Here is a 13,117-nt window from a genome sequence, read left to right on the forward strand (position 1 = left end):
TCACACCGGGTCGAAATGCGAAACCAGCCAGCGGCCGTTGACCTTCTCCAACACCACCCGGATAACCGGCTGTGTATCGGTGGGAGCACCCTCCCCGACCGTGACGGTCTGATTGACGTACAGCAAGACCACGGCGTGGTTGGCCGTCACGGAAACGGGCGCGGCGGCACTGACCTTGGCGACCGCGCTGATGTGCTTTTCCTTGGCCCCCGGAATGACCACCTGGCGGGTGAGCTCCGTGTAAGCGTCCTTGAAGTCTCCGGTCAGTCGCTCGCGTGCGGCGGCCAGATCCTTATCCACCGAATCCGCCTTATACGACAGCAGGGCGACGGCGTCTTCGCTCGCGGCCCGCACCGATTCCGCTCGCACTCGCGCGAGGTCATCGGACGACGCCACCACCCACTTGAAGTAGCCCGCGACGAGCGCCAGCAGCAACGCCAAGGCGGGCAGCACCGCGTACGCGACAACGCGGGACCACGCGATCGGTGGCCTGGCCCGCGTGGTGCCGGCCTCGTCGTCAGAGCCCTCCTCGATGTCGACGGCATCCGATTTCTCGGGCGTCGCCGAGTCGTCGTCGTCGACCAGTTCTTCGTCGTGCGTTTGGGTTTCACTCAACGTGGTCATGGCACGAACACCACGTTCGACACCTTGGCGTCGTCACCGACCGACCGGACCTCGATCCGCATTCGCCATTCCCGGGGCGCCTCCTCGCCCGCGGCGGTGCGCGACTTCACCGCGACCGCGACCAGGACCTGGGCCGCGTCGCCACGCTGCGACTCCAGGCCGGCATCGGTCACGGTGCCTTCTGATTTCGATTGCGCCGCCTTGACGACCTCGATGAACGGCTTGGACCGCTGCTCGAAGTCCTCACGGAAGGCTCCGGTGGCCAGATCGATGATGCGCTGCACGTCGGCGTCGACCTCCGTGTAGTTGATGGTGGTGAGGTTCACCGCGCCCTGACGCGCCACGTGCACGAACAGATCGCGCTGTGCTTGTGCCTCGTGGTTCTGGTAGGCCCGGAAGCCAAGCCAACCGGTCAATCCCGCCAGCACCGTCACGACGAGGGCGCCGGCCACCAACGCCTGCCCGGTGTGCGACAGTCGCGGGATTATCCGCTGCCGGATTCGCGCGAGCCGGTTCTTCGCCTCCGCTTGGTCCTCAGCGGTGTCGTCAGCCTCGCCGGCCTGCTCGGCGATATCGGCGTCTTCGGCCGCGGTCGATTCGCTGAATTCCTCAGCGAGATCGGCGTTTTCGTGGCTCTCAGCATCTTCAGCCATCTTGCTCCTTTTGCTCAGGCCGGCGGCACTAGAAGTGCCTGCCAGTTCTTGGCACGCGGGTGCGCCAGGTCGAATTCTGTGTAGCGGTGCCCGTCTGGGCCTATGTACTCGCCGTTGGCCGGGTCATACGTGGCGACCGCGAGCGGTGGCGGCGCCGGCGCCGGTGGCGCGGTGCCCCGCGGCGGTGGGAGCCGCGGGTCTTGTCCGGGGGGGTACATCGGTACGCCCTGTCCGGTATAGGTGGCGTTCGGGTCGCCCTTCCAGTTGTAGCCGTCGTTGAGCGGCACGTATTCTTCGTCGCTATCGCACAATTCGACCGTCGGCGCGCGCTTCCACGGCTTGCTCTCACACGGGATGTTGCGGACCCCGCGGACGTTGAACTCCGAATCTTGCGGCACGCGGCAGAACAAGTCCGCTGCGGGGCGGTCGGGCGCGTCGACGTTCGCCGGCGACCGGCGCTGAGTCGGCGGCAGATAGCCCGTGGTGCAAGGGGGAGGCAGGTTGATGTTGAGGTTGAAGTCCAGCTGTGCGCCCCGGTACTCCTGTTTGGTGTTAGAGCTGGGGACGACGATTGCGGCCATCGCCGCAATCCCCTGGGGGAAGAGCACCAGAAGTTGTTCGATGTCATGGCGGTAGACGACCGCGATGTCACCGAGACTTACCAGGTTCGCGAAAAGCACCGGCAGCGCAGGAGACACCCGATCGAGCAGCGCACGGCTTTCCTCCACCCCGTTGGTCCCCTGCGTCAACAGGTCCCGGAAGGCGGCGTCCTGCGCCTTGAACTGGGCGGTGATCGCCGCGGTTCGACTGGCCCACCGGGCAATCGAATCCGACGTTTGGATCTGCGAGTCGAGCACCGGGGGGGTCTGGTCGATCAGTGCGGCAAGCGGCCCGACGGTGTGGCCGCCGGCAATTGCCAAAGCGGCGGAGCCGTCGACGATCCGGGACAGCTCAGGCCCGAGGCCACCGACTGCGCGATCCGTCTCGTCAACCACCGTGCGGAGATTGTCGCGCGGAATCGCCTGCAGCGCACGGTTGGTCACATCGAGCAGGTGTCCGATGTCGACGGGTACGTCGACTCGGCCGGCGGGAATGACATCGCCGGCTCGCAGCTCCCTGCCGTGATCACCGTCCTTACCGGGCTGGGGGGTGAGCTCGATGTATTGCTCGCCGACGGCCGATCGGCTGTGCACCGACGCCTGGACGTCGGCGGGCACCTTGACGCCGGACCTGATCGCGAGCACCGCGCGAACCCCGGTCGCGGTCACGTCGACCGACTTGACCTGGCCGACATCGGTGCCGCGGTAAGTGACCACGGAGGTCTGGTAGAGGCCGCCCGATTCGGGCAGGTCGACGGTGACGACGTACTCCCCGATCCCGAAAAGTGTTTCGGGGAGCTTCATGTAATTGAAAGCCATTGCGCCACAAGACAGGACCGTCACCAGCGACAGGATCGAAAGCTGTATCCAGGTTCGACGATTCAGACGCAGCATTCAGTACCCCCCGAAGTGATATGGATAGGTCAGGGGGTTGCCGGCGGTGGCCGGGCTGGGCTGCATCCCGATCGTCCGTCCCCACTGCAGCTCGAGCTGGGTGAGGTTGCCCTCCCACCGTGAGCCGGTGAAGAAACCGGTGTCGAGGCGGCTCAACGTCAGGTCGACGATCAGGGTGAGATTGGCGTAGTCGCCGCGGAACCAATTTCTCGCCGTCGACGCCGGCCACGGGTAGGCCACCAGGCCATCCAGCCCTTTGGTCAGGGACGGGCCCGCGTCGGCGAGCGACCGCAGCACCGGCGCGATATTGCGCAAGTTGTTGACCAGAGACTCCTTGCTCTGGCGCACGGTGTCGGCCGCGATGGCACTGAACTTGCCGAGCTGGTCGATCGCGTCGGCGATCTTGGTGCGCTCATCGGCCAACACCTTCAGCGCTTTCGGCACGGTCGTCAATGCCTTGTCGACTACCGGGTCCTTCTCCGCGAACTGGCCGACCAGCGAGTTGAGGTTTTCGGCCGCGGCGATGATGTCGTCGGTCTGGTCATTGGTCCGGGCGATGAACTCGTCCAGTTGGTGCAGCAGGCTGCGCATGTCGTTTTCGCGTCCGGCGAATGCCTTCGCGATCGCCTGTGTGATCTCCTGTAGCTGCCCAATTCCGCCGCCGTTGAGCAGGATTGAGACGGAAGCCAGGGTCTGTTCGGTGGTTGGGTACATGCTCGCGTGCGACAGCGGGATGAGCGAACCGTCTTTCAGTTGGCCGACCGGCGGTTCGTCCTTGGGCGCCGCGAGCTCGATGTGCATCGAGCCGAGCAGACTGGTCTGCCCCAGCTTGGCGGTCGCGTTGGCCGGCAGGTGAACATCGCCGTTGATGCGCATGGTGACGAGCGCGTGCCAATCCTGCAGCTGGATCTTGGTCACATTGCCAACGTTGACGTCGTCGACCCGAACACGGGTGTTCTCCTGAATCGTCACGACGTCGGGCATTTGGGCCTGGATCGTGTAGGCGCCGGGGCCGTTGCCGGAGGTGCCGGGAAGGGTGAACGAGTTCAGCCCCTTCCAGTTCCAGTCACAGCCGGGGAGCGCGGCGATGCAGGCGAGGATGAGCGCCGCCAAAACCACGCGCCTCATGAGGCGCCCGCCGGGAGCATCAGGTCCCGCAACACTTGCGTCGAGTTGACCGTGCCGCTCGGTGCCGGCGGTGCCGGCGGCGCTTCCGTGGGTGGTGGTTGGGCGGCCGGCGGCGTCGGCGCGTCGGGCGGCGGCGGGGGTGCCTCGGGCGGTGGCGCCGGAGGCGTGTACCCGGGCCGGAGCCAGTCCTCGCTGTAGGTGATCTCGCTGGGGCGGGCCTGGGTGCCGACAAACGGGTTGAGTCCCGCCGGAATGTAGTTGTACAGCCGGTTTTTGATGATCGGGTTGATGTACTGCAGGCACAGCTTGGACACCCGGTCGAGCCGGGCCCGGGACGCCGCCTCGATCGAGCTGCAGATCCACTGCGGGATGTCGGCGAAGTTGTTCAGCGCGATGATGCCGGTCATCGCGCTTTGAGCGGGCTGGTAGATGTTCAGGAAGTTCTGGAACACCGTGGGGGCGATGTGCAGGATTTGCTTGATGTCCATGCGGCTGTCGTTCAACGCGGTCGTGACGGAGGCCAGCCGATCGAACGTAACGCCCATGGCTTCCCGGTTGTCGGCCAGAAAGTCGCGCAAATCGGTCAGCGCACCGTCGAGGCCCTTTACCGCATTGGCGATTTCATTGGGTGTGTTCGTCAACAGGGTCGTGACGGTGGCCAGGTTCTGGTTGAACGAGGCCAGCAGGTCACTGCTGGACGACAGCGCCGAGACCAGCAGCTGCAAATTGCGCACGGTGCTGAAGATGTCGTCTGCGTGATCGCCGAGTGCGGAGATCGCGGCGGACAGCTTGATCACGGTGTCGCGGGCGGTGTCGCCCTGGCCACGCACGTTGTCGGCGGTGGAGTTGATGAACTCACCGAGGGAATTCACCCCGTCCGGGGAGGTGGGCTGCAACGCGTCGGTCAGTTTCTCCAACTGCTTGCGAAAGTCATCCCATTCGACCGGGACGGCGGTGCGGCCGAGCGGGATGGAAGCGCCGGGGCTCAACTTGGGACCGCCCGAATAGGCGGGAACGAGCTGGACGGCCCGCGAAGTCACCAGTGAGGGGGACAGGATCGCCGCGCGGGCGTTGGCGGGGATGGCGTATTGCTTGTCTACCGAAAAGGTCACCTTGGAGCTGTCGGGTTGCGGTTCGATCTTGTCGATCACCCCGACCGTGACCCCGAGGATGCGCACGTCGTCGCCGACGAACAAGCCGTTGGCCTCGGTGAAATAGGCCGTGTAGGTGTTCCTTTCGACCCTGTTCCACAGCTTCCAACCGATCAGGAACGAAGCCGTGGCGAGCGTGCCGATGAGGGTAACGGCGGTCAGTCGTTGCAGAGTGGACCGGTTCATCTTCACTGTCCCCCCTCCGGCTCAGGCGGCGGGCCTGGCGCCGGACCCGGCGAGGGGGGCTGAGACCAGATCGGGTGCGGTGCTTGCTCCGGCGGCACGGGGGGCGTTCCGGTCGGCGGGTCCACCGACTCCGAGGGCAGCTTCTGCTCGGGGTCCAGGAACCGGTTGTACATCCGGGCGTCGATCGTCGGCCCGCTGATCTGACCCGGGATCAGGTTCGCCACGTAGGCCTTGAAAAACGGTCCAGAGCCTAGGCATTCGCCAAACGACATCGCGTAGCGTTTGAACTTGGGCAGGCTCGCCTGAATGTCCTGTTTGCGATTGTCGAGGACCTCGAGCACGCCGTTCAGCTTGTCGAGGGCGGGCTTCAGCTGAGTCCTGTTGTCGTTGACGAGCCCCGAAACCTGGTGTGACACCGCGGTGAGATTGTTCATCAGCGCGTCGATGGAATCGCGTTCGTCCAACAGCGCGGCCAGCAGCGCATTCGAGTCCGCCACCAGAGCGGCGATCTGTTGGCTGCGTCGGCCCAGCACCGTCGAGACCTTGTTCGCGTTCCCCAGCAAGCTGCGCAACTGGGCGTCGCGGTTGTTCAGTGTCTCGGAGAACCGGGCCACGCCTTCCAGCGCGGGCCTGACCTCCGACGGCGTCTGCCTGAAGGTATCCGCCAAAGTGGTTAAGGCAGAGGATAACTGCGCGGTGTCGAGCCCGCTGATTTCGGTCGTCAAATCCCCGAGCGCATCGGGAAGGTCGTAGGGCGAGTGGGTCCGTTCCAGCGGGATGGTGCCCGAGAGCTTCCCTTCCCCACGCGACGTGAGCTCGAGCATCTTGGCGCCCAGTATGGTTTCGGTCTTGATGGCGGCTTCCGTGCGATCCCCCAACGTGATGAAGTTACGGACGGTGAAGCTGACTCGAACCTTTGTGCCTTCCAACTTGATGCCGGTGACCCTCCCGACACCCATGCCGGAAACCCGCACCGAGTTACCCGTTCGGATGCCGCCGGCCTCCGAGAAGTATGCCGCGTAATCGTTGGTGTTCTTGATGAACGGCAGCTTGTCGTATTTGAAGGCCGCGACGGTCACGCACACCAAGATGAAGACACCGATCGCGCCGATCTTCCAAGGGCTTGGCCCGCCGGCTTTGGTTTTGGACTTGGTCATTGGGGCGTGCACCGCCCGCTGGGCTGGCCGAATAGCTTGATGAAGATCGGGTTGCCGCCCTTTCCGTTGACTTTCATCAAGACTTCGCAGAAGTAGAAGCCGAAGTAGTCACCGTTGAGGCCTTGTCGGGCCAAAACTTGATAGATATCGGGAAGCTGCTTGAGAAGGTTGTCGACGTAATCACGGTCCGCCAGCACCTGCGCGGACATGCGATCTGTCTCGTGCACGACGTCTTTGATCGGCTGGCGGGCCTGGACAAGCAGGTCGGTGACCGATCCCGCCGCCGCATTGACGTAGGCGAGGCCGGTGGAGATGTCATCTTTGCGCTGCGCCAAGCCATTCACGAACTGGGACAGTTTGTCCAGACCGTCGGAGAACTCTCGGTCGCGGACGGCAAAGGTGTGCAACACGGTGTTCAAGTTCGTGATGAGCTGGGTGATGAGCTCGCTGCGCCCGGCCAACGTCGAAGTCAGCATTGAGGTTTGGGCCAGCACCGAAGCGACGGTTCCGCCTTGACCCTGAAATATGCGAAGCAATTGACCGGACAGAGCGTTGACCTGGTCGGGGTCCAACGCCCGAAACAACGGCCGAAACCCGCCGATCAGCGCGTCGATGTCCAGCGCCGGGGACGTCCGCGCCAACGGGATCGTCGCCCCCGGCGGCAGCCGGCGCGCGCCCGGCCCCTCTTCCAGGGCCAGGTAACGATCGCCGATCAGGTTCTCGTAGCGCACAGCGACTTTGGTCCCCTCAGTGAGGCGCACGCCTTTGTCCACCGAAAAACCGATGGTGACGGTGCCGTCGCGCTGCAGGTGCAGGTCACCGACCTTGCCGACCTCGACCCCCGCGATGCGCACGAAGTTGCCGGACTTCAGGCCGGAGATGTTCGTGAAGACCGCCTGGTAGCCGGTGCGGTCCTCGAATCGAAACTGGCCGAAGACGGCGACCAGCGTGAACGTGAATACCGCACACACCGCGGTGAAAGCCGCGATGCGCACGATGATGGCGGACAACTTTCGTCTTTTCACGGCGGCGGTTGTCCCCCACGGTAGAAGTAGCGCGGCGCTTCCGGTGGGTTCTTGGTGGTCGGGAACCAGTTCGCCCACCATGGATTACCGGTGGCCATGTTGGTACGGATTTCGTTCGGGGCGGCGCCCCAGCCGGTGTCGGTCACCAGCGCACGCACCGGGAAGTTCGCACTCGGGTCGGGCAGCGAACCACAGCTCGGCTTGCCCCCCGGGCCGCCAGTGGCATTGGTTTTCGGCAGGTGTTTGGGGTACCGGTATGGATCGTCACCGAACAGCAGCCCGGCGTCCAAGATCACCGAATAGCCGTTGCCGCCCAACGCGTCTCGACCCCCGTGGTCCACGTACCACTGCGAGCCCTGGAACAAGCAGGTGAACGTCGGCGAGTACTTGTGCAGCAGCGCCGTGGTCGGGTCCAGTAGGTTGATCGATCGGACGATGTTGGATTCGTTCCTGCCGATGACGTTGATGCCGGTCTGGCTCAAACCGACCGCCGACAACAACAGCGTGTCAAGCGACCGTTGGTTTTCGGTCAGGGTGTTGCTGGTCGTCGCCGCCGAGTCCAGGATCGACAGAATATTCTGGGCGGCATCGGAATAGATCGCCGTCGTCTTGCCGAACAGCCTCCAGTCCTTGTCGATGGTGTCCATGCGGGGATTGACGGTCAGCAACACGTCGTTGGCCCCGGTGATGGCCTGCCCGAGCCGTTCGCCCTTGCCGCGCAACGCTTCCGAGAAGGCGGACAGAATCGCGTTCAGCTTCGCCGGGTCGATCGCATGGACCACCGACTGGAGATTCTCGAAAACGGTGTTGACCTCGACCGTCACGTTGCGGGAGTGCAGCACCGCGCCGGGCTTGAGCGGGGTCGCGCTGGGGTGTTCGGGCACGATCAGGTCGACGTATTTCGAACCGAACGCCGTGGTGGATTTGATTTCGGCCTCGAGGTTGCTCGGCAGGTACTTGAACGGGCCGGGCTGCATCTTGAGCTGCAACTGAGCCGCTTTCACGTCGGTGCCGATCGACGCCACCTGGCCGACCTGCACGCCGCGCAGCTTGACCTTGGCGCCCTGCTCCATCACGAGCCCGGCCCGGTCTGACACGAGCGTCAGGGGGACCGACTCCTGGAATTTGCCCGAGAACGCCCCCGCGGTCAATGCGATGATCGCTCCCACAAGGATGAACAGAGTAGGCGCCCACCAGATCGGGTCGATTCTGCTGCGGCGGACCCTGTTGCTTTGCCCCGGTCCACTCTCCCGGTGATTGCTCATGCCGTCATCCCGACAGATTGAAGTTGCCGGACTGTCCGTAGACGGACAACGAAATCGCCAGGCAGACAAAGGCCGTGACGATCATCGATGACCGCACCGAACGCCCGACAGCCTCCCCCACCCCAGCGGGACCACCTGTCGCGGTGAAACCGTAATACGTGTGGACCACCATCACGCCCGTCGCCATGGTCAGAGCCGCCAGAAACGACCAGAACAAGTCGGTGGGACGCAAAAACGTGGAGAAGTAATGCTCGTACACCCCGCGCGACTGGCCATAGGTGTAAATCGTCAGGAACTTGGCCGCGATGAATGACATCAGCACCGCGACGGCGTACAACGGGATGACGACCAGGATCCCGGCGATGATCCGTGTCGATGACAGATACGTGATCGCGCGGATACCCATCACCTCCAGCGCGTCGATCTCCTCGTTGATCCTCATGGCCCCCAGTTGGGCCGTCGCGCCGGCACCGATCGTGGCTGCCAGCGCCAGGCCGGCGGTGCACGGCGCGATCATCCGGACATTCAAAAAGGCCGACAGAAATCCGGTCAGCGCCTCGACCCCGACGTTGGACAGCGTGTCGTAACCCTGGACCGCGACCAGGGCGCCGGTGGTCAGGGTCAGGAAGCCGATGATGCCTACGGTCCCCCCTATCACCGCCAAAGCGCCTGTGCCCATGCCCATCTCGGCGATGAGCCGAAGCAGCTCGTTCGGATAGCGGCGCACCGCATCGGCGATGTTGACCAGGGATTGCCCGTAAAACGCCGTCTGTTCACCGAGCTTGCGGGCGTAATCGGTCACCCGCGGGCCAAGGCTGATGATCCACGACGGTTCCCCGGCTGCGTCGGTCACTTCGCGGTGACCTTCACGCCGAGCGCGGTGAGCACGATGTTGATGAAAAAGAGTGCCATGAAAGAAAAGACCACGGTCTCGTTGACGGCATTACCGACGCCGGTGGGACCGCCGCCCACCGACAGGCCCTTGTAGCAAGCGATCAGGCCCGCCGACAACCCGAACAGCGTGGCCTTGATCAGCGACGTCACTACCTGAGGAAGCCCCGTAACAAGGGTCATTCCCGCGACGAAAGCGCCGGGGGTGACGTGCTGAACGAAGACCACGAAAACGTAGCTTCCCGTCAGCCCGGTGACCGCAACCACCGAGTACAGCAGGACCGCGACGAATGTGGCGGCGATGATGCGCGGAACCACCAGGGCCTGAATCGGATCGACGCCGATCACCTTCATCGCGTCGATTTCCTCCCGGATGGTGCGGGCGCCCAGGTCTGCGCACATCGCAGTCGACCCGGCACCGGAGACGACCATCGCCGTGACGACGGGCCCGACCTGCGTCACCGACGCCAGACCCGCGCCGGCGCCGGACAGATCACCGGCGCCGATCTCGACCAACAAAATGTTCAGAACGAACACGATGAGGACCGTGTACGGGATCGACAACATGATCGTCGGAACGATGGAAACCCGTGCGACGAACCAGATCTGCTCCAGCAACTCCCGCCACGCCCATGGACCCCGCACCGCGGCGACCAGCGCTCGGGCGCTGAGCAGGAAGAACTCGCCCAGAGCATTCATGGGCTTTGCGATGGCGGAGCCGTTCACAGGGTTCGCCCCGCCCGGCCGCCGTTCATCTGACCCAATCCCGTGTTCCATTCTCGTAATGCAATTAATGCGCCGGCAATCAGCCGACGTCAAAGCACCGGTTGTTGTTACACGCCGACCGCGGCGTCAGTTTGCGCGCCTAACATCACGCGAGGAATTTACGGGCAAACCCAAAACCGCGTCAGGTTTGGAATCAACACGAAGCTAAATTGGCCAACGCGAGTAAAGCTCGCGGAGGACTCGCGCCGTCTGCACTACCGGCACGCGAAAAGAGAAGAAACCCCAGGATATGGCGCTGATAGTTTGTTCGCTCAGCGACCCAGTTCAAACCGGGGGCTCCACGTCGGTGGCGCGCGACGGCGGCCGGACCAGCATGCATTGCATGTCACAGATTTCGGCGAACGCCTCGGCAGCGGGGACGCGGAATGGCCGCTCGTCGCTTGACGAGTCTTCCGTTGCCAACAACCCAGTTGAGCGCCCACGGCCACCGTCCCGTTCGGCTATCGCCGCCACCGACACAGTTGGCGAGGGCCGGTATTCGAAGCAAGGGTTACGGTCAGGATGAGCCTAAAAGGACCACCTGCGAGAGCATTTCCGCCCGGATACGCTTGCGAGGTGACTGATCGCCCGTCCTCGTATCTGGTGCTGGCATCCCAGCGCAGCGGCAGCACGCTGTTGGTCGAGTCGCTGCGCGCGACCGGCGTGGCCGGCGAGCCGCAGGAGTTCTTCCAATACCTGCCCGCCACCAGCCAGGCCCCGCAACCGCGGGAGTGGTTCGCCGGCGTCGAGGACGAGTCGATCCTGCGCTTGCTCGATCCGCTCGACCCGGGGACGCCGGACCTCGCGCCGCCCGAGATCTGGCGGGACTACATCCGCACCGTCGGGAGAACCCCTAACGGAATATGGGGCGGCAAGCTGATGTGGAACCAGACCCCGCTGCTGCTTGACCGCGCAAAGAATCTGCCGAATCGAAGCGGTGACGGTCTGCGGGCCGCGATCCGCGACGTGGTGGGTGAGGAGCCGCTCTTCATCTATGTTCATCGGCCCGATGTGATCTCGCAGGCGGTGTCGTTCTGGCGGGCCGTGCAGACGCGGGTGTGGCGCGGCCGGCCGGACCCGGTTCGAGACGCGCGCGCCACCTATCACGCCGAGGCGATCGCCCACGTCGTCACCATGTTGCGCGCCCAGGACGAGGCCTGGCGGAATTGGTTCGCCGAAGAGGACGTCAAGCCGATGGACATCCCCTATCCGGTCTTGTGGCGCAATCTGACTCAGGTGGTGGCCGCCATCCTGGAGGCCTTGGGACTCGACCCGCAACTGGCTCCCGAGCCGGTGCTGGAACGCCAAGCGGACCAGCGCTCCGATGACTGGGTGGGCCGGTACCGTGCGGATGCCGAGAAGCGCGGCCTGCCAACCTGACCGCGACCGCGCGCCTAAATTCAGGGCGAGCCAATCACTTGGTGGCCGCACCCCGAGACGCCATCATTCGCAAAGGATGTGGCGCCCATGGCCGCCGCAGATGACTGAGGAGCGAGCAGCATGGGTGACGCGAGTGACGGGCGCGACGAAAGGTCGCAATCACCGGGCTGGCCGGCGCGGCTCGGTTCGATCTCGGTGGACTGGTGGGCGACCGCGGTGGCCGGCGTGATCGTCGCGCTGGCGGTGGCCAACGCGCTTCCGAAGATCCCGTGGTGACCGCATGAGCACGGTTCGCGTCGAACCCGACGAAACGTCGACCGAAGCCGCTTTCACCAGCGCACGTCCGCTCGACTACGTGCCGGGCATCCTGCTGTTGATCGGCGTCGGGGTGCTGGGCAAGTACGCCCAAATCTGGTGGAACACCCTGGCCAAACACCACCACTGGACGGTGCCGGACATCGAATACGTGTTGTGGGCGATCGTGATTGGGTTGCTCATCACCAACACCGTCGGCCTGCACCCGATATTTCGGCCCGGCGTGCAGACCTACGAATTCTGGCTCAAGGTGGGGATCGTGGCGCTCGGTTCGCGATTCGTCCTCGGCGACATCGCGAAACTCGGCGGCATCAGCCTGGTGCAGATCCTCGTCGACATGACGATCGCGGGGACGATCATCATCGTGGTGGCGCGCGCGTTCGGGTTGTCGGGCAAGCTGGGCTCGCTGCTGGCAATCGGGACATCCATCTGCGGGGTGTCGGCCATTGTGGCGGCCAAGGGGGCGATCCGCGCCCGCAACGCCGATGTCAGCTACGCGATCGCGGCGATCCTGGCACTGGGCGCTGTGTCGCTGTTCGTGTTGCCGCCGTTGGGGCATGCGATCGGGCTCACCGATCACGAATTCGGCTTGTGGGCCGGGCTTTCGGTGGACAACACGGCGGAAACCACGGCGACGGGCTACTTGTATTCCGACCATGCCGGCAAGATCGCGGTGCTGGTCAAGTCGACCCGTAACTCGCTGATCGGGTTCGTGGTCCTGGGCTTTGCCTTGTACTGGGCCGCGCGCGGGCAGGCCGACGAGATCGCACCCGGGGCAAAGGCCAAGGCCGCGTTCGTCTGGGAGAAGTTTCCGAAGTTCGTCCTGGGCTTCCTGGTGGTCTCCGCGATCGCGACGGCGGGCTGGCTGACCAAGGGCCAAACCGCCAACCTCGCCAACGTGTCGAAATGGGCGTTCCTACTGACTTTTGCCGGTGTGGGCCTCAACACCGACATCCGCCAGATCGCGCGGACCGGATGGCGACCGCTGGTGGTCGCGGTCATCGGGCTCACCGTCGTCGCCCTGGTCTCCCTGGGCATCGTGTTGCTGACGTCCCGCGTATTGGGTTGGTACACGGGCACTTAA

13 protein-coding genes are annotated in these 13,117 nt (G+C 64.4%); 3 read left to right on the forward strand and 10 right to left on the reverse strand.

The window, feature by feature from the left end; translation table 11 throughout:
- The 10 genes from A5730_RS09280 to A5730_RS09325 are packed head-to-tail and all read right to left on the reverse strand — an operon-like array spanning position 1 to position 10,299.
- Entirely contained in the window at positions 1-624 is a 624-nt protein-coding gene (locus tag A5730_RS09280; protein WP_231994656.1) for a hypothetical protein, read from the reverse strand.
- Complete coding sequence (locus A5730_RS09285) at positions 621-1,277, reverse strand: Mce protein (protein WP_082946777.1); 657 nt, start codon at positions 1,275-1,277, stop codon at positions 621-623. Before A5730_RS09285 ends, A5730_RS09280 begins: the two co-directional genes overlap by 4 nt.
- Before the next feature lie 14 nt (positions 1,278-1,291).
- A complete protein-coding gene (locus A5730_RS09290; protein ID WP_067898642.1) occupies positions 1,292-2,770 on the reverse strand; it encodes an MCE family protein in 1,479 nt (492 codons plus the stop codon).
- A complete protein-coding gene (locus A5730_RS09295) occupies positions 2,771-3,898 on the reverse strand; it encodes an MCE family protein (protein ID WP_067898645.1) in 1,128 nt (375 codons plus the stop codon).
- Positions 3,895-5,235 (reverse strand): MCE family protein, encoded by a 1,341-nt coding sequence (locus A5730_RS09300; RefSeq protein ID WP_369829866.1) that lies wholly within the window; start codon positions 5,233-5,235, stop codon positions 3,895-3,897. Before A5730_RS09300 ends, A5730_RS09295 begins: the two co-directional genes overlap by 4 nt.
- 2 nt (positions 5,236-5,237) lie before the next feature.
- Positions 5,238-6,392 carry an MCE family protein gene (locus A5730_RS09305; RefSeq protein ID WP_067898650.1) on the reverse strand — a complete coding sequence of 385 codons (1,155 nt, stop codon included), beginning with the start codon at positions 6,390-6,392 and terminating at the stop codon, positions 5,238-5,240.
- Complete coding sequence (locus tag A5730_RS09310) at positions 6,389-7,417, reverse strand: MCE family protein (RefSeq protein WP_067898653.1); 1,029 nt, start codon at positions 7,415-7,417, stop codon at positions 6,389-6,391. Before A5730_RS09310 ends, A5730_RS09305 begins: the two co-directional genes overlap by 4 nt.
- Positions 7,414-8,682: an MCE family protein gene (locus tag A5730_RS09315; protein WP_082946779.1), complete on the reverse strand. Its 1,269-nt coding sequence runs from the start codon at positions 8,680-8,682 to the stop codon at positions 7,414-7,416. The genes A5730_RS09310 and A5730_RS09315 overlap by 4 nt, the downstream gene beginning before the upstream one ends.
- A gap of 4 nt (positions 8,683-8,686) precedes the next feature.
- Positions 8,687-9,535 carry an ABC transporter permease gene (locus A5730_RS09320; RefSeq protein ID WP_055400732.1) on the reverse strand — a complete coding sequence of 283 codons (849 nt, stop codon included), beginning with the start codon at positions 9,533-9,535 and terminating at the stop codon, positions 8,687-8,689.
- Positions 9,532-10,299: an ABC transporter permease gene (locus tag A5730_RS09325; protein WP_067898659.1), complete on the reverse strand. Its 768-nt coding sequence runs from the start codon at positions 10,297-10,299 to the stop codon at positions 9,532-9,534. Before A5730_RS09325 ends, A5730_RS09320 begins: the two co-directional genes overlap by 4 nt.
- 561 nt (positions 10,300-10,860) lie before the next feature.
- Between A5730_RS09325 and A5730_RS09330 the strand changes: the two genes are divergently transcribed.
- From A5730_RS09330 to A5730_RS09335, 3 genes are all read left to right on the forward strand, one after another.
- Entirely contained in the window at positions 10,861-11,718 is an 858-nt protein-coding gene (locus tag A5730_RS09330) for a Stf0 family sulfotransferase (RefSeq protein ID WP_369829867.1), read from the forward strand.
- Between the two features lie 120 nt (positions 11,719-11,838).
- A complete protein-coding gene (locus tag A5730_RS24935; RefSeq protein ID WP_197506220.1) occupies positions 11,839-11,994 on the forward strand; it encodes a hypothetical protein in 156 nt (51 codons plus the stop codon).
- Positions 11,995-11,998: 4 nt separating this feature from the next.
- Positions 11,999-13,117 (forward strand): YeiH family protein, encoded by a 1,119-nt coding sequence (locus A5730_RS09335; protein ID WP_067898664.1) that lies wholly within the window; start codon positions 11,999-12,001, stop codon positions 13,115-13,117.

Source organism: Mycobacterium sp. ACS4054 (assembly GCF_001667275.1).
In the GTDB taxonomy this organism is placed as follows: Bacteria; Actinomycetota; Actinomycetes; order Mycobacteriales; family Mycobacteriaceae; genus Mycobacterium.